The sequence below is a fragment of the Pseudomonas sp. Pme6b genome, assembly GCF_058129925.1.
Genome location: NZ_CM176704.1, coordinates 1,171,614 through 1,190,038 on the forward strand (window position 1 = coordinate 1,171,614; position 18,425 = coordinate 1,190,038).

Sequence of the window (18,425 nt, forward strand, 5' to 3'; positions counted from 1 at the left end):
CTATGACGCCCGGTAACATGCCCCGGCCATCAACAGCCGAAGAGTTTGAAAAAATGATGACCGAGTTTGACCTGGCGGGCGAATGGATGCGCGAGCAGCTTGCACTGGGGCATGGTGCAATGACTTCACTACCGCTGGCGTCCGCAGAGGACGAAACTGGGTTGGTCGCGGACGGTGAGGAAAACTAGCCATTTTTTGGACGCATGCTTGGAACCGTTGAATCGATCATCTGCTACTCCACGGGCTTCTTTCCGAAAGATCCCATGGGGCTCGGCGCGCGTAGCTACGCTGATCTTGCTCAAGTCACTTCTTGCAGAGGGCTGGCTTCACGACACCTTTCGGTGCGTGTAACGGCTGTTAAACTCGCTCCTCGAAATTATCTAATCGTCAGTTGACGTCACTTGGATACCCAGGTTCATGCCAATCGTAGCTGCCATTTTTGATGCATTCGGTACCGTTGTTCATATCGGACGCAAGCATCACCCATTTCGTCAGCTTCTACGCATGGGCACTGAGCAAGGTCGTAGGCCGAGCACTGCCGACATTCAAACACTGATGACGTCAAGCTTTTCGCTGGGCCAAGCTGCTGAGCGTTTTGGCATCGACGTCAGTCCTGAGCAAATGCTGTCACTGCAGCGTGATCTCGATGATGAGCTGGCATCAATCACAGTCTTCCCGGATGCCGTTGACGCAATGCTGCTGCTCAAATCTAAAGGCATACTGCTCGGGATCTGCTCGAACTTGGCCCAACCATACGGGCCAATACTTCGGAATTTGCTACCTGAAGTGGACGGTTTTGCCCTGAGTTTTGAACTGGGGGTGATGAAGCCGGACGCGGGGATCTACCACGATATCTGCCACCAACTGGGCGTCCGACCGCTCTGGGACATGGGCGCTTCAAGTGACCGGGTCGTGATGATCGGGGACTCATTAAAATGTGACCAAGATGGCCCGAGGAGGATTGGGATTTCTGGCTATCATTTGGATAGGAAGGGCGCTGGGCGATTTGGCAACCTACTTCACTTTGCAAAGTCAGTCACCGGCGACGAGGCAAACTGACAGTCAAGTGATACGCCAGCCATTTTGGCTGAAATCTGCAATGGATTTCGAGCAGTGTGGGCTAGTGCAAGGAAGCGAGACCACGCTCAGAAGGGCGCGACTCGTTCAAATCAGCCGGGTATTTCGGTCACCTGGGACATAGGCCATAGATTTTCACCTGAGGAACCAAGGATGGCATCTGCAGCGCACGACTATCAGCATTTTGTACCGTGGATTCATATACCCGAAACTGGAGCATCAGAAGATGCACGCCGCATGTGCAACTTGGTTCTTCGCAATTTCGATGCGGTTACCGCAACGACCCGCCACCTCAGTAGGCGTGCCACTCGTAGTGTTGAGCTTGCTCGTGATCAGTTTGCAGGCATGGACAGCGCATCACCTCCGCTAAATGCTATCGCGGTTGGTGAGGGGTGGCGGTGGCGGCGTTTGTTCGCGACCCGTATCTACCAGAAACGCCAAGAACTCGTCCCCGCCGATACGTCCGAAGAGATCATGGCCCCTGAGGCAATGGCGTGTCTTCTTTGAGAATGCCATCACGACTCGCCCCCTAACCGGATGGATCGTTGAGATCAAGGACGGGAATAGCAAACAGTTTGGCGCTTGGAAAAAGCGCTATTCGGTCATGACGAAGTCGAAAGCTGGGTTGAGGCCTGAAGCTTTCCAGCAAAGGCGGGTGCCCCGTTTGTGAGCTTGGGTTTGGAGTGGAACGCTCGAAATTTTTCGCATTAGAGATTTCCCGAGTTCGCGCTGCGCGATACCTGGTTGCGCCGTATGGATTTCAGGTAAATAGAGCCCAGAAACGGCTGAAATTCACCACAGCAAGAGCTAGGCCGCTCAAAACGATCACTGTCGTGTAGACCGGGTGGTCTTTCACAATTTCTACCAAAACCACCGGGTGTACCCCGTTTCTCTCATACCATTTGGCTTTAGTTTTCAGCGACTTATCGTGGGTTCGCTCGAAGAAATTTGCAAACAAGTCCAGCTTTCTCAATGTCGATTGGTGCATCTTGATGTACTCGGCATTCACGAAAGCTGCGGCCTCATCAGCTCCCGGCAGCGCGTCTTGGTCACTGGCATGGTTGAGTTCAGCTAATGACATAATTCGGCCCTTCCTGCCCTTGCTATCGGCATGAGGGGCATAGTTTCTTCCGTAGAGCGCCACGAGCTCCCGGGCGAGATCCACTTTCTTATCGTCAGCCAACTCAACCGGCTTGCCCCCGAGCACCCGGAAGCGATGCTCAAGAGCGAAAAACCCGAAATTCTCGTCACGCATGTTCCAATGAAGAAAACGACAGTCTTTGTGCTTGTCCAACCATTGGAAGAAGCCTTTCAGCATGGACTTCTCAAACTTATCTAACACCGTTTGCATGCTTGCGAGCTGCTTGCTCAACTCCGCTTCCTTGTGGATAGACCATGACTTGGTCTGCCCAGTTTTCAGATTGCGTGTGGCGATAGATGTCACCCGCTTTGATTCCCCGGTGGCGTTCTCGTAGAAAGACTCACATGAATAATGGATCACATAAACTCGGTTGGCGTCGAGGTAGAGATCCTCGATCAACTGCCTACTTCTTTTCCGATCCTTGACTCGATCTAGCTCCGCTCCCACGCCTTTCCCCTTGATCTATCGAGGCAAATCAGTAGTTTGCGCTCAAATACAACTGCCCGCCAGATCGAATTTATGCTTCGCTTGTAGCCGTTGAAGGTGGGGCAGGGGGATATTGGCGTGACGGCTGAGGCGGGATCGAGGCGGCGCCTCGTCCAGCTGACCAGCGCTGAATAATGCTGCGTAGGATGACTTCGGGTTGATCAGCGCCGAGGTCAGCCAGGCATTGCATAGACGGATTAGCAAAATATTGCTGAGTGCCAGTGTAAGGCCATCATTTGATGGTAGGATCCGACTTTTACCATGGAAGGATTAGACGGATGAAGGCCCTCATCGACGTTGTACCTACTGCAGAACAGCTTGCCCTTTTTTCTCGGGTCACTTCTGGTGTGGATGTCATCCGAGGGGCGGCAGGGAGCGGAAAGACGACTACCGCCTTGCTGAAGCTGCGCACCAGCGTTGCCTTTTATCTTAACCGTGCCCGGCGCCAAACTGAACCTCGCCCCGTGAAAGTCCTGGTGCTGACGTTCAATCGAACGCTTCGGGGCTACATCAACGAGCTGACCGAAAGGCAGCTTGGCCAAGAGCCGTTGATTTCGCTCGAAATTGCTACCTTTAACAAGTGGGCACAGAACTTGACGGGCGCGCGCAACATCCTGGATCTCGATGAAGCGTCAGCGCATCTTGGTCGGCTTGCTACGCTCTCAGGCCTTAATACAGAGTTCGCAGTCGAAGAAGCCCAATACGTTCTAGGTCGATTTGCCATTGATGACCTTGATGATTATCTGTCAGCACGTCGGGATGGGCGTGGTGTGACGCCGCGCATGGAGCGGCCGGCTAGACAGCTGCTTCTTGATCGCGTCATTCGCCCATACCTGAATTTCAAGCGGGAAAACGGCAGGTTGGATTGGGGCGATTTGGCATGCCAGCTATCCAGTACTCAAGCTGAGCAGTATGACGTGATCGTTGTTGACGAGACCCAGGATTTCTCCGCCAACGAGGTACGAGCAGTGCTCAATCAGCGCTCAGCAGATGCTTCCGTGACCTTCGTTCTGGATAGCGCCCAACGTATCTATCCCCGAAATTTCTCCTGGGTCGAGGTAGGTGTAAACCTGCGCCCGGAGAAGAGCCACACGCTGCAGACCAATTATCGTAACACTCGTCAGATTGCGCGCTTCGCCAGCGCCATGCTGTCGGGTCTTCCGATTGATGACAATGGGACGATGCCGAACTATGCCAGTGCTCGATCCGACGGCCCCAAACCGATCGTGTTGAGAGGTTCGTATCTCAACCAGGTTCGTGGCGCCATTCAGTTCCTTCGCGGGATTGATCTGAATGAGCAGTCCGTGGCCTTCTTGCACTACAAAGGCTGGTTTAGGGATCTAATCCCTGCATTAAACCGCGCAGGCTTTCCATTCGTTAATCTGACAGGTTCACCAATCTGGCCGGAGGGCTCGGAAAACATAGCCTTGTGCACCCTTCACTCCAGCAAAGGACTAGAGTTCGATCACGTCATCATGATTGGTCTAGACGGATCCGTTCTTCGTGTAGAAGTGCCTGATGATGAGGATCAAGTCGACGTCGCCGAGCACGAGCCATCCGCGCGTCTTCGCCGCTTGGTCGCTATGGGGGTAGGGCGTGCGAGAGAGAGCGTGTTGATTGGATTCAAACCCTCTGATACGCCGGACATCATGCATTTTGTGGACGATGATTTGTACGAAGGAAGAGACGTATGACCATTGAGCGTCTGACGGAAGAGCGAGGCATCGAGTCCGTCCTCCATTTCACTACCAATAGGGGCGCTCTTGGGGTATTCGCCTCTCGGGCCCTCAAATCCCGTCAGCGCTTGAATGCTGATCAGCAGCTCAAGCACATTTTTCAGCCAAATGCCCGTTTCCGAGATAAGGATCTCGCCTGGTTGGATTATGCAAACCTTTCCATCAGCCAGATCAATACCGCTTTCTTCAAGACCTGCGCAGGCAGTTGGCACAAGGAAAAAGATTTTTTTTGGTGCATTCTCGATTTCTCACCGAGCATCATGCTCCATGATGATGTCTGGTTCACAACGACCAACAATATTTATACGGGGGTCAAACGTGCGCGCGGAGTCGAGGGGCTGGAGGCTGTTTTCCAACCGACGACGCATCAGTTTCTAGGGAATTATGCACGTCGACCTGCTGACCATCCGAGTAACCTCCCAACGTGCTACCAAGCCGAGATCCTGTACCCACTAGAGCTTTCAACAGATCATTTGCAACGTATATACGTGCATTGCGACAATGACACTGATGAGCTTGCAGGCCAGATGGCTGCAACGGGACACCCCCAGGTTGAAGTCGTGGTTAGACCAGAGCTGTTTGAAGGAATCAGGTGAGCAAAGCAATGTCTGAAAATAGGCTGAAACGCACAATTTCCTCGGCGCTATGGGCCGCCTATGGTGACGCTCTAGGATTCCCGACGGAGCTTGCTTCCGAAAACCTTGTCAGGGAACGGTTGGGTCAACCACGCGCCACGCGTACAGAACAATGGAAACGTCTTGTCGGTGGGAGATTCGGTGCGCAGGTCTCACTACCGGCCGGGGCCTATTCCGACGATACCCAGCTTCGCCTATCAACGAGCCGCGCGATATCTGGACAGGGTTATTTCGACGTTGAAGCCTTCGCCAAGATCGAGTTACCGATCTGGCTAGTTTATGCGCTGGGAGCTGGGCGAGGCAGCAAGGCTGCGGCGAGTTCACTTTGCAATCGTGGCACAAACTGGTTCAGCAATTTCTTCAACGGATATGAACACGGCGGCGGTAACGGCGCGGCAATGCGTGTTCAACCTCACGTGTGGGCTGCGTCAGATCTTGGTAACAAGCCGTCGTACCTGCTTGATGTCATTCGAAACGCTATCTGTACTCACGGACATATGCGTGGCATCGCAGGGGCCGTGGTGCACGCGGTTTCCCTGGCCTATGTTCTGGAATTCGGTCGAGTTCCGGGTGAAACCGAGTGGCTACAGTTCGCCGACGATATCAAAAGCATTCCTTCCCTGATCAGAAGTGATTCGGAGTTGGCAACCTTCTGGGCACCTACTTGGGAGAAGTCCAGTAAGCAATCGCTCCAGAGTGCGGTCGATGAGGTGGCTGCGGAGTGGGAAGCGTCCGTGCGCAACGCAGTGGACTGGCTGGCGAACAGGTCATTGTCGCCGGCGGAGTTGTATGCCTCAGTCGTCTCAAGTGACAAAGGCCTGAGCAACGAGGAGCGAGGCTCAGGACTGAAATGTGCCCTTTTTGCCAACGTTGCAGCACTTCTAGGACAGCGTGTAGGTTCTCAGGAGATCATTGAACAGGTTGTGAATCTGTTCAACAGCGATACTGATACGATCGCCACGATGGCAGGGGCGCTGATCGGAGCGGCACATCCAGAATCTCAGTACTTGGGTGAAATCCAGGATGAAGCGTACATTCAATTTGAAGCGAAGCGTCTCTACGCAATAAGCCAAGGTACGCGCGCTGAAAGCTTCACCTACCCCGACATGCTTTATTGGCAGGCCCCAAGGGCTGTAATTGATTCACTTACTGAAACCACTGCTGGCCTAGAGCTGCAGGGCCTGGGCAAAGTAGCCCCAATTGGTAACGTTTACTCCGGCAAGCAGAAAGCTGCAGCTTGGCAATGGTTCTCTGGTAATTGGGGCCAGACAGTTCTGATTCGCCATCGCCGTGGCCTCACAGGCGGCCAGGATGAGCCAGCGGGAGATACCCGGCGTGTGGCCCACCCGGTAAGCAATACCGTCGATATGTTCGACGAGCCTCATTCAGCAGAGCCTGTGGTGCCTGTAGTGCAGGTAGCGGAGAAAAAGGAACGCGTAGTCCCTGCGCGACATAGCCACTCAGAGGATGCCGTCAGTAGCCCTGCATTGCGGCAGGCAGATCATCCTAGAGACGCCAGGGTGCATGATGAGTCCGAGTCTCATACGCAGGCTGACGAACTCGACATTTGGGAAAGAGCAGATGTTCAGGCTCCCGACTTGGATGCGCTGACAAATGAAGCCATCAAGACATTTGACCCGACCGTAATTGGTCAGCACCTGCTTGACCTTGCCGAGCGTCCCAATGGTGTGTATCTCACCGTTGCTTACTCTTCGATCATTGCCAAAGCCAGAATCGCGCGTCTTCGCCATAAACGTAGGGAGCATTCGTAGCAGCTGATGTGGGGCATGTCCCGCATTTTCATGTGTCGGATGCCTCCACGACGCCGGCAGGCTCGGACTCTAGGTGTGGATAGACATCAGCGCCCCATCCGGCGTCCCAGTTGGATCTGTCGTGAGCCGGTTTCGTTTAACGGGTGCTGATCTATCCGACTAGGGGCGCTGGGGTGATCCAGTAGCAGTCTGCTTAGTAATCGGGGTGTGGTTCCAGACACTGTGGTTTGCGCTGCAGCTAGGTTGACGTACTTGGCCTGCATAGCCTGCTCATGTGGTCTACCTGATTAAACACCGCAGCGGCTGGGCACCAGGTTATAGATTTATGGCGTCGCTGTTTTCAACACAAATGGCTTTGGTCGAGAATGAACCAGGATTGGCAATGGTTTTAACTCATAGGATTTCAGCAGTCGCTTGGCGGACTTGCGGGTGAGATGCTGGAGCCTAAAACTATTCAATACGTCAGTGAGCGGCGCCCAGGATCGCATCAGCAACAGGTTGAAAGCCTCATGACGCAAATGATCACCGGCAAATTCTACCTCCTCAATTGTCAGATAGGCTTTGGTAATGTGCTCCCATATCAAAATTTCCTGTTCCGGGTAAGTGTCGCGGCTGAAGCCGCTAAGCATTTCCATTATCTTGTCCGGGTACACCTGAGCAAGCTGCATTTTTAGAATTTCGATGCGATCCAGTTGGTCTGAGCTGAGAGTGCTTGTTCCCATTGGGCTTTCACGCAACGTGAAGGGGTCAGCAAAAAAAGGTACCGCTTCAGCAGTGTACCCAGCCCTGTCGGGCCTCGTTTCCTTTTTACGGCTATTGGTATTTTGGGTGGAGGCTTTGCTGATCTTAAAAAGTTCGGGAGGCGGCAATCCGAGCTCCTGATTAATCCTTGCGCACGAATCTAGCGCAACGGCTGCGGCAACCTTCGGTGACGTCCGGAAAAACTCTCGCCGCTTGTTAAGTCTATATGCTGCTAGGCGCTTATGCGTCAGCTTCTCGGCTAGCCCGCAATCGCCTACAGAATAAGCGATGGCAACATCAAACGGTGCGGGAACACCAGACGATCCTGTGTAAAGCTCTTTAGCTCTTACGTCAGGTTCTCTCGTAGTGAGACCGATTTTCACAACGTACGCACCATAGAGCGGGTTTTGCAGAATATAGACGTAACCAGGAGTCGCCACTATGGATCCAAATTGAGTAAATAATGAGTTAGGGCCTGGTGAATCACGGCCGCCAGTTTTGGATGAAGGTATTTTTAGCGCATCCGCTGTGCTCGGCGCTACCTATGCATTTGAAGCGAATCAGCCATCGGTGAATGGTTGCCCATCGAACACCTCAAGGATCCGGGGGCATTACCCCAAGACGAAAAGGTCAGTCAGGCGCAATCGCCATTTTGCGTGGAGCTAGCGCCACCATCGGGTACCACGCTCCCGTAACCCAAGAGATATCAATGATGTCCTAGCGGTCGCTTCCGCCCAGATTATGCCGCTCCTTGATCGGGGCGAGAACACCCGAGATATCGATAGCCTTAGCAGCCTTAGGTAGTACTCTGGAGATAGATGGGCGGAGGAGGTGTCGAACCCTCAAAGCCACGCAGCTTGTATAATTCTGGCATTACTGCCGGAGACACCATGAACTCGTTGCCGATCGACGCCGCTCTGCCGGCCCTTATCGAAGCCCTTCACCATCGCAATGAAGTTGTGCTCCAAGCTCCCCCGGGAGCCGGGAAAACCACGCGAGTTCCACTGTCCTTACTCGATGAGCAATGGCTGGCCGGCCAGACCATTGTGATGCTTGAGCCACGCCGCCTGGCTGCTCGTGCGGCAGCTGAACGGATGGCTAAGGAGCTTGGGGAGCAAGTTGGCGAAACCGTCGGCTATCGAATCCGTCTGGAAAGCAGGGTCGGCCCCAAGACCCGCATCGAGGTCGTGACGGAGGGAATTCTCGCTCGCCGACTCCAAGACGATCCTTCGTTGGATGGTGTAGGCCTGATTATTTTCGACGAATTCCACCTGAGAAATCTTGACGCAGATTTAGCTCTGGCGCTCGCTCTTAATGGCCGAGAGCTATTCCGAGAGAAGTCACCGCTAAAGATTCTGCTGATGTCCGCTACGTTGGATGGCGAACGTCTTTCCACTCTGCTCGACGATGCGCCCATCGTGACCAGCGAGGGCAGGATGCACCCCGTGGATATTGTCTGGGGCAAGCCCATTCAGCCCGGAGATTATGTAGAGCCCCATGTGGTGGCGACCTGCATTGATGCGCTCCAAGAGCAAACGGGCAGCGTGCTTGTGTTTCTTCCTGGCCAGGCCGAGATTCGCCGGGTCTCCAGGGATTTGGAAGACTGGCTCGGAAGACAGCCACGCGAATCCGCGTCCCGCATTTTGCTCTGCCCACTTTATGGGGAGCTTTCACTAAACGAACAACGCACCGCCATTGAGCCTGCGCCTTCTGGCAAGCGCAAGGTCGTACTAGCCACGAATTTGGCAGAGACCAGCATTACCATCGAGGGAGTACGAATTGTGATCGACGCAGGGCTGGAGCGCGTACCGCGTTTCGATCCGCGTAGTTCGATGACTCGTCTCGCGACTCAGCGCATCTCCAAAGCTAGCGCAACTCAGCGCGCTGGACGGGCAGGGCGTCTTGAACCAGGGATGTGCTATCGACTGTGGTCTCAAACGGAGCATGAGCAGCTTTCCAGCTTTAGTTCCCCAGAAATTCTACAGGCCGATCTCGCAGGGCTGGCTCTGCAGCTGGCGCGCTGGGGCGTTTCACCCGACGAGTTGAAATGGCTCGATGCGCCACCCCCTGCCGCCTTCGCACAAGCTTGTGATCTGTTACATCGGTTAGGTGCGCTGGATACCAACGGTCAACTTACCCACCACGGGCAGGCCATGGCCCAATTGCCCGCTCATCCCCGCATCGCCCATTTGCTACTCCGTGGTCATAATCTGGGTTTGTCTGAACAAGCCTGTGATCTCGCAGCGCTTTTGGGGGAAAGAGACATCCTGCGCGGTGGAGGCGCTGACGTTCACAGCAGGATGGCCATGCTTTCAGGGCAGCGGTTACACCGGGATGCGCAAAGGGCCAAACAATTAGCCAAGCAGTACCGCTCACACTTGCAGGGCCCTGCACTGGAGCCTGTGGTTGATCCCAACGACCCGAAATGGGTAGGCTGCCTACTTGCACTGGCGTATCCCGATCGTGTTGCGCACCAACGGCGTCCAGGCGGTGCGGAATACCGCTTAAGTAACGGCCGGGCAGCAATGTTCACCGACGTCGATGCGCTGATGAAGCATCCTTGGCTTGTCGTTGCTGATCTTGGGAGCCGACAAGGCCAGCGCGAGGAGCGGATTTACCTTGCTGCTGAACTTGACCCTAATCTCTTCGAAAATGTTCTGCAAGATCTGGTTCGCCAGGTTGATGAGCTGGATTGGGATGAGCGTGAGGGTGCCCTTCGCGCTGAAAGGCAACGGCGCGTTGGGGAACTCGTAATCTCCACAGCCCCGCTGACAGACCTCACTGACGAGGCCCGTGGCCGAGCCTTATTGAGCTACGTACGTCGTAAGGGGCTAGAGCTTCTGGCTTGGACGCCAGAGCTTCGTCAGTGGCAGGCACGTGTAGGGCTTATGCGTACGCTCGAATTGGATGTCCAAAGCTCTAGCCAATGGCCAGATGTTAGTGATGCCTCGCTTCTGGCCACTCTCGAAGAGTGGCTTTTGCCTTATTTGGAGGGAGTGACCCGGATTAGCCATTTCGCCCGGCTCGATCTAGCATCTGTGCTTGTGACACTGCTGCCGTGGCCTCTACCTAACCACCTCGAAGCGATGGCCCCTCAGACTTTCAAGGTTCCGTCCGGCTCCAACATCCGCATCGATTATAGCGAGCATCCGCCCGTTCTTGCTGTTCGATTACAGGAACTCTTCGGGCTTTCAGATACACCGCGTATAGCTCAGGGACGACAGGTACTGAAGCTCCACCTGTTGTCCCCCGCTCGCCGTCCGGTGCAGGTTACTCAGGATCTGGCGAGTTTCTGGAGTTCGACCTACAGCGATGTAAGGAAAGATCTGCGGGGTAGATACCCTAAGCACTATTGGCCCGAAGACCCGTTAGTTGCAGAAGCGACAGCGCGCGCGAAGCCTCGTGGGACGTGAAGAAAGATCGAGGGCCGCTGCCTGAATGCTTAGCCTACGATAACGGCTGGCCGACTAGCTGGGTGTGACTGGGGCGGCTACATCCTCCGTTCCTCAGATGCCGGCAGACGCAGATTATTCCGCCCTTGACTCAGCTACCTTAAGATCATCTTTGTACATCGATTGGATGAGGTCGAGCTCCACCAGATACTCATCGACGGTCATCCCTTCCTGCAGGCGCTGACGCAGTTCCTTCTCACGCCTGAAGTATCCATCCATGGCGCGCTTGACGTAAATAGACGTTACCGTGGTGGAATACTCGCTCAGTGCTTCCAGAGCTAGGTGCAGGTATGTGTCGATGGAGGCTGGAGTGAGGTGGCCGGTAAATTTCATGACCTTTTCTTTGAATATTGTAATGTCAAGAAGCAAAGTCCGGCGAAAGTCATCAGCATTGTTGATTTGATGCTGTTTGATAAAGTCGATAAAGTATTCAGTGACGTATCTGTGTCGAAACATGTGCGGACATGTTTGAGATTCGATTCCGGCGAGGTCTCTAAGGTTTGCTATCTCGTTGTACAACGTTTTACTGGTCAGTGGTTTTCCGGTTGTTTCCGATACGAAGAGGAAACGATGATCTTTTTTGCCCGTGAGAAATTTTTTCATAATATTCCGACGCTGCTTCTGAATAAATGTATCCAGAAGTTGAAGCATGGAAGGATGTACAGGTACTTCTCTTATGAATACTTCGCCTCCTCTTTTCAATGTGGTCATTGACAAAGTCGGAGTTGGCATCGCCTTTGCCCTTTCTATGTCGTCAATAGTCAGGTTGGGAATTTCCGAGCGGCGGGCACCAGTATCCGTCAGGACGTCAATCAGTAATGAGCGTCTAGTTTTAACAAAGTTAGTGTCGTTGGACTTCCTAGAGGTTTCCTTAAGAAGTATAATTTGCTCATTGGTGATAGGGTTTCTGGATTTTTTTCTTGAAGGGGGGCCAAAGGAGTGGTGAGTCAAAAAATTACGGTTCGATTTGTTGCCTGCGTGGTCTACAAACACAAATGTTTTCTGCTCGGCGCGGATTCGACCTTCCGGGGAGACAAAATCCTCGTAGCCGTGGATGCGCCCTACGAATCCTAAAAAATCTAGCCATACCCGGCCAACTTCAGAGATTGAATCTTCAGTACGCTTTTTCCTTGATGGGTTCGTAGGGGAAGGCTCTGTTCTTAGTTCCTCTATATAGTCTGCAAAATCGCCGTCGTTCATTCTTATCGGATCGCGTGCATCCCGGTAGCAACGACGGAGGAGCTGACTGAGCTTAGCGGCATAGTCGCCCATTGTCCCGCCGCCTTGGCCCGATCGGGACAGGCCATGTCCACCGCCTCGCCCCTTCCTATTGAATAGGGTGAGCATATACAGATTTCCAATGATGCATGGGGAGCCATTAGGCCAACTCATAAAGGAAATGTTGGTGGCGTCACGCATCAATATCCGGTCAACCGAGAAGCTTCCGAAGGTTTTATGCTCGCCTAAAAGCGTGTACATCTTTTTAGAATAACGATCTGATTGCTTACTTTCGGTAGTCATTGATGTCCGCCACCGTGGAAGGTCTATGCTTTTGTTGTTGTGGGGTGTCAGCAAGATTAAAAGGGGGGATGGCGAGGCTTGTGATCGCCAAAAGGGTAGCGATGGCATCTGATGCCCATTTTTCGCGGGTTAACGGATCACTCGCTGTGCTGATGCTTTTGATTTGACCCATAGACTCTTGCAGCGCTCGCAGGAGCAAGAAGTTGGTCTGGCGAAGCATATCAAGCTCTTGTTCATGGTCGGCGACTGTTAACTTTAGGCCCTCCTTCGTACGCTTATTACTCTTGGTTTTCTGGCGGTCATGGCGCTCGATGGCTTCCAGGGCTTTTGCCCGAAGCGCGTTGAGGGATTTGAATCCGCCTATGAGCACCTCATCACTGTATTTTTTGAGGGTGTTAAGGCTTGTGGGGAAGCAATTAAGTGTATCCCCATTATCGGCCTGGACAGTTAGATCAAGGTTTGCAAGGCCAGCTTGGGAATTCAGAGCGGCAATCAGCGGTTTGTCCGCAGCAAAGGCGTGCGGAGTTGTGATGACCTGGCTCAGAAGGCGTTGCAAAGCCACAGCGCCCGCACGGGCACTGTCAGCCCGAGAAGGCTTGTTGTCTATCACGCTGCCTCCTTGTATTTCAAACGAGAAACGATCTTCATGTGGGTGCCGTCAGCATCGGTGAAGAACTCGGGTTCGATCTCAACCATGCCTTCGCTCATAAGGTCGCTGATGTAATCTTCAAGCTCGGAAGTTGCAATGAGAGTATAGTTTTCAGTCTGGTAATGCTCTTTGATGAGCTCTACGAGTTCCTTGAAGTTTTCTGTGTTCCCGATGTGGATGTTTTCGGCTGCATGCTGCGCAGCGGCCGAGGCCAGGATGGCGCCCTCCGTACTTTCAGTGAGGTAGTTCCAAACATGCTTGATGTCAGTATGGCCGAGCATCCATCTCAGCGTATCAAGGCTTGAAAAACTGCCGCAATAGAAGAAGAGCATTGCGAAGAAGCGTCGCATCTGGTGTTGGCGCAGGTACCAACGCTGCCCCAGTGCATTGACCGGCATTTCGAAGTAATCACAAAAAATATCGAGATTGCGGTTGTAAGCGGCATTGCCCGAATCTACCAAGCCCCGATTGCCCCGCATCTGCGGAAGCGCAAAAAGGGTGTGGTAGGATTTAATGTAGCCGATACGCAAAAGGATCTTTTGCATTTTTATTAAATTTTTGATCATATCCCTAGCGATAGGTTCGATAGGGCGAGCTTCGGAGCGGCGATGGCCGAACAGGTGCTTGCTACTCTTGGCATTGCGGAAATAAAGCCAATCTCCACATTCACTTAGGCATTTGTTAGCCTTAAGTGTATAAAGCTCGCTAACCCGCCTGGCCATTAGCACGCCGACCGTGAGCTGGATTCCGCCCACATAGGCGGCTAGCAGATCGTATAGTCCTACATTATTCCTTAGCTTGATAAAATATTCTTCTTTATTGCCTTTGATTGACTCGCGCAGCGTCTTTGTGTCGATGATCCGCGAACTCAGAGACAGCTGTGATACACCCAGATTGACCAGGTACGGGCCAACAATACTCTTGACTTCAGCTTCCGAAAGCGTTGATGGGGCGACGCCCCGCTTTTGGCATTCCAGGGCAATTCGACAAAACCCTTTGATAATCTCTTCGCCGTGTTCAATGTGGAATTCGATTGCGTGTCGAATCGATTTGAATACAGTATCGGAGGGTACGGTTCTAAACCTTCCCTTTACCCCGAGTTTTGGGGTATAGGCGTCAGCCTCCACAAGTGCTGAAATTTGAGGGGCCGGTAGTCCGATTTCCAAGAGCGTCCCAAGATTGTACAAGCTCGATCGATAATCGAAGTATGTTTGGTCACGCATTATTGTGTTCGTGCCCGTATGCGCCGGCACACCAGCGTATTCACGAGTGAACATCGATGTATCATCATTGAAGCCTAATACAGAATGTACGGTCTTAGGCTGCGTCCTGCCCCATAGGCACTGTGGATAAAGAACCTGGGAGAGACGTATCGTATTGGGTTGAATACCATAATCAACTTGAGGTGAGCCGTACATGTCATTTAGGTATAAACAAGCCCTAATTGGCGGGATCAGGTCGAACGGGATGCCCAGCTCATCTTCATCCTTCTGTTCGTTCGTAAGGATCATAAGCTGGGGACGTGCCTTGAGGGTCTCAAAAATCCTGCTATCGTCCGTTTCTTTAAGAAGGGTGTAGCAATACTCCCGCAGAGTCGGAGTCCAACTGTAGGCTGATTCGGAAATAGACGTATTTTTTGAGAGGGTGTCCAGCAACTCAATCAGATTGCCTCCCGTCAGCCCTGCCAGGCCGTACTTGAAAATTTGGTAGCGAGAGTCGTTGATGAGCAAGAAATCAATAATATGACAGGCGCGCCAGAATTGCCTAGCCTGTTGCCCTTTGAGATCATTAGTTTCGCCAGTATCACTTTCGTTGCGAGTGCTACAGGTAAGGAAGTACTTAAACCCCAACAGCGTGTCTCTGTTTTTTTCGTCGAGAAGCGAGCTGCCATCGGACAAAGGGACATTCCAGTCCAGCTCCTTTGGGGCCTTTTTGTACTCAAAAGAGTACTGCCATATTGTGCTGTCGAAGTCACTGATCAGCCAAGCTGCTGACTTATACTCCTCACGAGGTGATCGGAGCAGGGGGGCCAAGAAAGCGAGTTCAGGCGGCAGTAGCATAAATGATGGCCTCCATTTGTGCTGCGTCGACTTGACCGCGCGCGGTTGCCAAGTAGTCCTGCAGGTCAAACTCGTTCCCGTCTGCGATATCGTTGACAAGAAGGCTGGTCAGTTTTGCCCAGTACAGCGCCTTAGCATTGATCTCATCGCGGCGGGTAGACATCCGAACGGCTTCCTCAATGGAGAGCAACGCGGTCAAGATCCCGACGTCGAGCGAGATGACGACCCGATCTGCTGCTTCTTTGTCCTGGGGGGACGATCTTGAGAGCTTTGGATTCTTCAGGGCCTCTGGGTCACGCATGCTTTCTGGAATGTCCTTCAATGCATTGTTCTCCAGAAAGGTATGAAGCTCATCGAAGGTTTGAAAATTCGAGACTTTGAACCGCCCCGGGTTTCTCGGAGACCCTTTTGTTTGAGTCATGCCACCTGGGCAGACTCGGTGAGTTGCTGATAATAGATTGCTTCTGCTTCGACCGGTGGAATATGACCGATTGGCTCCAGCAGGCGGCGGTGATTGAACCAGTCCACCCATTTCAGGGTTTCCAGCTCCACCGCCCCCGTGTGGGCCAAGAGCGTCGATGAATCACTTCAGCCTTGTAAAGACCATTGATGGTCTCAGCCAAAGCATTGTCGTAAGAGTCACCGACACTCCCGACCGATGGCTCAATACCGGCTTCGACAAGACGCTCGGTATAGCGAATGGACACGTACTGCACGCCACGGTCACTGTGGTGAATGAGTCCACCCTGCTTGACTGGGCGACGGGCGTAAAGGGCTTGCTCCAGTGCATCGAGTACAAAATCGGTACGCGCTGAACTGGACACCTTCCAACCGACGATGAATCGGGCAAAGACATCAATGATGAAGGCCACGTAAACAAAACCCTGCCAGGTACTGACGTAGGTAAAGTCCGATACCCATAGGGCGTTCGGGCACTCAGCCACAAACTGACGGTTGACATGATCCTGCGGGCACGGCCTGGCTTGGTCGCTGACCGTCGTCTTGACGGGCTTGCCGCGTACCACGCCTTGCAGGCCCAGCTCTCCCATCAGACGTTGCACCGTACAGCGGGCGACTTGCAGTCCGTCACGCAGCAATTGTCGCCAGACCTTGCGCACGCCATATACCTGGAAGTGCTCATCCCAGACTCGCTGGATGTGCTCACCCAGTTCCTGGTCACGCTGCGCACGCGCTGACTGCTGGCTGGGGTCAGCCTGCTGAGCAGCGTACCGGTAGTACGTCGACGGGGCGATTGGCAACACCTTGCAAATCGGCTCGACCCCGTAAGACTGGCGGTTTTCATCAATAAACGTCTTCATCGTTTGAATGGGCGGTCGAGCTCCGCCTGGGCAAAATAGGCTGAGGCCTTACGCAAGATCTCGTTAGCTTGACGCAACTGACGGTTCTCACGCTCCAAGAGCTTGACTCGCTCACGTTCGACTGTGCTCAGCCCATCACGCTGGCCGCTGTTGCGCTCAGATTGGCGAACCCACAGCCGTAATGTCTCGGGCGTGCAGCCGATCTTGGGGGCAATGGCACTGATGGTGGCCCACTGCGACTCGTACTCAGGAAGGTGTTCGAAAACCATCCTGATGGCCCGCTCACGGACCTCTGGGGAATACTTCGGTAGTTTTTTCATCGCTCCATCCTCTCAAAGGTTGGAGTCTCCGAGAAACCCGGGGCGGTTCAGGGCGCAACGCCCTGGCAGGCAGCAAACATCACTTTTTCTTTTTAACCGGCTTTTCCGCCTTGTCTGACTTCTTGGCTTTGTCTGGCTTGCTATCAGCTTTTTTGGCAGCTTTCTTTGGCTCGGCGTCTTTTTTCTTGTCCTTCTTTTCGGAAGACTTGGAAAGCGTCGAGGCCGCTTCAGATTTCTTGGCCGGTGATGCTTTCTTGTCTTTCAGATCCTTGCTGGCTTTTGAGGCTTCGCCTTTGCTTTTCTTGTCGTCTTTAGCCACGTTGATCACCCTTTGGGTATGCCGGTATTGGCACGTAGCCTGTGGGAGTATCCACAGGCTAATCATTAGGCGAGCGCGTCTGAAAACGGTTCAAACTGTTTTGACCCTTTCAGTTGCTGAAGGACGACATTCAGATGCTCGGCGACTCGCCAGCTTATTGCGGGCTATAGGGCTGCCATTCGCACTCGGCTCAGGTATTTTCAATCACGCGAATACTCAGGAATCGATCACGGAAAGTTTCCGAGCAACCGGGTAACCAGGGAAGGACATTGAACACTGCCAGATTTGTTTTCAAATCCCTTATCAAGCGCTGGATGAAAAACATCTTTTCACGTGAGTACCACCGTGACGGCGAGCTCAAACCCGAGTGGACATCCCAAGGCCCGGGTTCAATCCGCATGGAGCGGTATCACCATATCGACGCCAGCGAGCAGGATAAGGACGGCTTCTACGACTATTACTATGAGTACGACATGTACTACTTCACGGAGGGCACTCTGTCCCTCGCCGCGCGCTGCTACACGGATGATGCTGATGAAGCCAACTTTATGGGTATCGAGTTTGACGGATATGACCGAGCGCTTGAGCCTGACGATAGGTCTCTCCCGTTGGTGAGCGCAGCTCTGGCCCAGTTGAAGGCTGATGGAAAAACGAAATTCTTTACGTTCACCGGGAAAGGTTATGAGCCCATATTTGCCAGCTCCGAGCATGAAGGCGACACCATGCGCGGAGAGCGCATTGAAGTGATCGCCCTGTCCCCAAGTGCTCGCTATCGTGTCCAGACGACGCCTTACGAGGCACTTGCCACGCAATGGATTTACCCACCCGAGATAATCGACATCAGGCGCGACATCCGCGTGTTTGCTTTCGAAGACAATGGCTGGTCAGCCGATCAGGCACGCTGGCTGGATTGCTCATGTGTTGAGTTGACCCTGCGCAAATACCCCGGACGGCTCACCGGTGCTGGAATCACGGTGATTATCGACTGCGCTCGTGGCACGGCGGCGTACGGCGATGGCATCGAGATCAAGACACCTACGCTTGAGCGGGCGCTTGATGCGATGTGGAGCGGCGCGGACTGACGTAGCGGGGGATACGCTTCAATTATCAGGTGCGTGCTATAACGCAGGCCCATATCTACAACCCGACGCTCATGAGCGTCCTGTCTTTTTTCAGGGCGAGCACAAAGACGCACCT

Annotated in this window: 14 protein-coding genes, 1 pseudogene and 1 other annotated feature; of the genes and pseudogenes, 7 read left to right on the forward strand and 8 right to left on the reverse strand. The window is 53.4% G+C overall.

Annotated features, from left to right (window positions below):
• The first annotated feature begins 2 nt into the window (after positions 1-2).
• Positions 3-188 (forward strand): hypothetical protein, encoded by a 186-nt coding sequence (locus AC4ANE_RS05310; protein ID WP_031598139.1) that lies wholly within the window; start codon positions 3-5, stop codon positions 186-188.
• A 229-nt stretch (positions 189-417) separates the two neighbouring features.
• The gene (locus tag AC4ANE_RS05315) at positions 418-1,059 is read left to right on the forward strand and encodes an HAD family hydrolase (RefSeq protein WP_031598137.1); all 642 of its coding nucleotides are present in this window, start codon (positions 418-420) and stop codon (positions 1,057-1,059) included.
• Positions 1,060-1,837: 778 nt separating this feature from the next.
• Here the strand turns inward: AC4ANE_RS05315 and AC4ANE_RS05320 are convergent.
• A complete protein-coding gene (locus tag AC4ANE_RS05320; RefSeq protein ID WP_200893086.1) occupies positions 1,838-2,617 on the reverse strand; it encodes a hypothetical protein in 780 nt (259 codons plus the stop codon).
• Between the two features lie 365 nt (positions 2,618-2,982).
• On the opposite strand from AC4ANE_RS05320, the gene AC4ANE_RS05325 reads away from it, so the two are divergent.
• From AC4ANE_RS05325 to AC4ANE_RS05335, 3 genes are read left to right on the forward strand one after another with little or no spacing between them, the layout of a single operon-like run.
• Positions 2,983-4,398 (forward strand): AAA family ATPase, encoded by a 1,416-nt coding sequence (locus tag AC4ANE_RS05325; protein WP_031596716.1) that lies wholly within the window; start codon positions 2,983-2,985, stop codon positions 4,396-4,398.
• Positions 4,395-5,036 carry a DarT ssDNA thymidine ADP-ribosyltransferase family protein gene (locus AC4ANE_RS05330; protein ID WP_031596715.1) on the forward strand — a complete coding sequence of 214 codons (642 nt, stop codon included), beginning with the start codon at positions 4,395-4,397 and terminating at the stop codon, positions 5,034-5,036. Before AC4ANE_RS05325 ends, AC4ANE_RS05330 begins: the two co-directional genes overlap by 4 nt.
• Positions 5,033-6,847 carry an ADP-ribosylglycohydrolase family protein gene (locus tag AC4ANE_RS05335; protein ID WP_223227203.1) on the forward strand — a complete coding sequence of 605 codons (1,815 nt, stop codon included), beginning with the start codon at positions 5,033-5,035 and terminating at the stop codon, positions 6,845-6,847. Before AC4ANE_RS05330 ends, AC4ANE_RS05335 begins: the two co-directional genes overlap by 4 nt.
• Positions 6,848-7,170: 323 nt before the next feature.
• Here the strand turns inward: AC4ANE_RS05335 and AC4ANE_RS05340 are convergent, their stop codons facing one another.
• Positions 7,171-8,028: a GIY-YIG nuclease family protein gene (locus tag AC4ANE_RS05340; RefSeq protein WP_058887052.1), complete on the reverse strand. Its 858-nt coding sequence runs from the start codon at positions 8,026-8,028 to the stop codon at positions 7,171-7,173.
• A 450-nt stretch (positions 8,029-8,478) separates the two neighbouring features.
• Here AC4ANE_RS05340 and hrpB point away from each other — a divergent pair, with 450 nt between their 5' ends.
• Positions 8,479-11,001: an ATP-dependent helicase HrpB gene (gene hrpB, locus AC4ANE_RS05345; RefSeq protein WP_031596711.1), complete on the forward strand. Its 2,523-nt coding sequence runs from the start codon at positions 8,479-8,481 to the stop codon at positions 10,999-11,001.
• Positions 11,002-11,115: 114 nt separating this feature from the next.
• Here the strand turns inward: hrpB and AC4ANE_RS05350 are convergent, their stop codons facing one another.
• The 6 genes and pseudogenes from AC4ANE_RS05350 to AC4ANE_RS05375 form a co-directional block, all read right to left on the reverse strand.
• Entirely contained in the window at positions 11,116-12,561 is a 1,446-nt protein-coding gene (locus AC4ANE_RS05350; protein WP_031596710.1) for a tyrosine-type recombinase/integrase, read from the reverse strand.
• Positions 12,545-13,171, reverse strand: a complete 627-nt coding sequence (locus AC4ANE_RS05355) for a hypothetical protein (protein ID WP_031596709.1) — start codon at positions 13,169-13,171, stop codon at positions 12,545-12,547. The genes AC4ANE_RS05350 and AC4ANE_RS05355 overlap by 17 nt, the downstream gene beginning before the upstream one ends.
• A complete protein-coding gene (locus AC4ANE_RS05360; protein WP_031596708.1) occupies positions 13,168-15,270 on the reverse strand; it encodes an integrase in 2,103 nt (700 codons plus the stop codon). The genes AC4ANE_RS05355 and AC4ANE_RS05360 overlap by 4 nt, the downstream gene beginning before the upstream one ends.
• Positions 15,254-15,691 (reverse strand): hypothetical protein, encoded by a 438-nt coding sequence (locus AC4ANE_RS05365; RefSeq protein WP_460408749.1) that lies wholly within the window; start codon positions 15,689-15,691, stop codon positions 15,254-15,256. The genes AC4ANE_RS05360 and AC4ANE_RS05365 overlap by 17 nt, the downstream gene beginning before the upstream one ends.
• Positions 15,688-16,909, reverse strand: a pseudogene (locus tag AC4ANE_RS05370) (IS3-like element IS51 family transposase). The gene AC4ANE_RS05365 and the pseudogene AC4ANE_RS05370 overlap by 4 nt, the downstream one beginning before the upstream one ends.
• Positions 16,515-16,631 (reverse strand) — a sequence feature (AL1L pseudoknot). (Overlaps the previous pseudogene by 117 nt.)
• Before the next feature lie 79 nt (positions 16,910-16,988).
• Positions 16,989-17,237: a hypothetical protein gene (locus AC4ANE_RS05375; RefSeq protein ID WP_005734855.1), complete on the reverse strand. Its 249-nt coding sequence runs from the start codon at positions 17,235-17,237 to the stop codon at positions 16,989-16,991.
• A gap of 305 nt (positions 17,238-17,542) precedes the next feature.
• Between AC4ANE_RS05375 and AC4ANE_RS05380 the strand changes: the two genes are divergently transcribed.
• On the forward strand, positions 17,543-18,310 hold the full coding sequence (locus AC4ANE_RS05380) for a hypothetical protein (protein ID WP_002555264.1): 768 nt from the start codon (positions 17,543-17,545) through the stop codon (positions 18,308-18,310).
• Positions 18,311-18,425: the final 115 nt, after the last annotated feature.

What these genes read in the sequence shown, in the direction of transcription:
- AC4ANE_RS05310 (WP_031598139.1), top strand. Translation starts at nt 3, where the DNA reads ATGACGCCCGGTAACATGCCCCGGCCATCAACAGCCGAAGAGTTTGAA.
- AC4ANE_RS05315 (WP_031598137.1), top strand. Translation starts at nt 418, where the DNA reads ATGCCAATCGTAGCTGCCATTTTTGATGCATTCGGTACCGTTGTTCAT.
- AC4ANE_RS05325 (WP_031596716.1), top strand. Translation starts at nt 2,983, where the DNA reads ATGAAGGCCCTCATCGACGTTGTACCTACTGCAGAACAGCTTGCCCTT.
- AC4ANE_RS05330 (WP_031596715.1), top strand. Translation starts at nt 4,395, where the DNA reads ATGACCATTGAGCGTCTGACGGAAGAGCGAGGCATCGAGTCCGTCCTC.
- hrpB (WP_031596711.1), top strand. Translation starts at nt 8,479, where the DNA reads ATGAACTCGTTGCCGATCGACGCCGCTCTGCCGGCCCTTATCGAAGCC.
- AC4ANE_RS05350 (WP_031596710.1), bottom strand. Translation starts at nt 12,561, where the DNA reads ATGACTACCGAAAGTAAGCAATCAGATCGTTATTCTAAAAAGATGTAC.
- AC4ANE_RS05360 (WP_031596708.1), bottom strand. Translation starts at nt 15,270, where the DNA reads ATGCTACTGCCGCCTGAACTCGCTTTCTTGGCCCCCCTGCTCCGATCA.
- AC4ANE_RS05365 (WP_460408749.1), bottom strand. Translation starts at nt 15,691, where the DNA reads ATGACTCAAACAAAAGGGTCTCCGAGAAACCCGGGGCGGTTCAAAGTC.
- AC4ANE_RS05380 (WP_002555264.1), top strand. Translation starts at nt 17,543, where the DNA reads ATGAAAAACATCTTTTCACGTGAGTACCACCGTGACGGCGAGCTCAAA.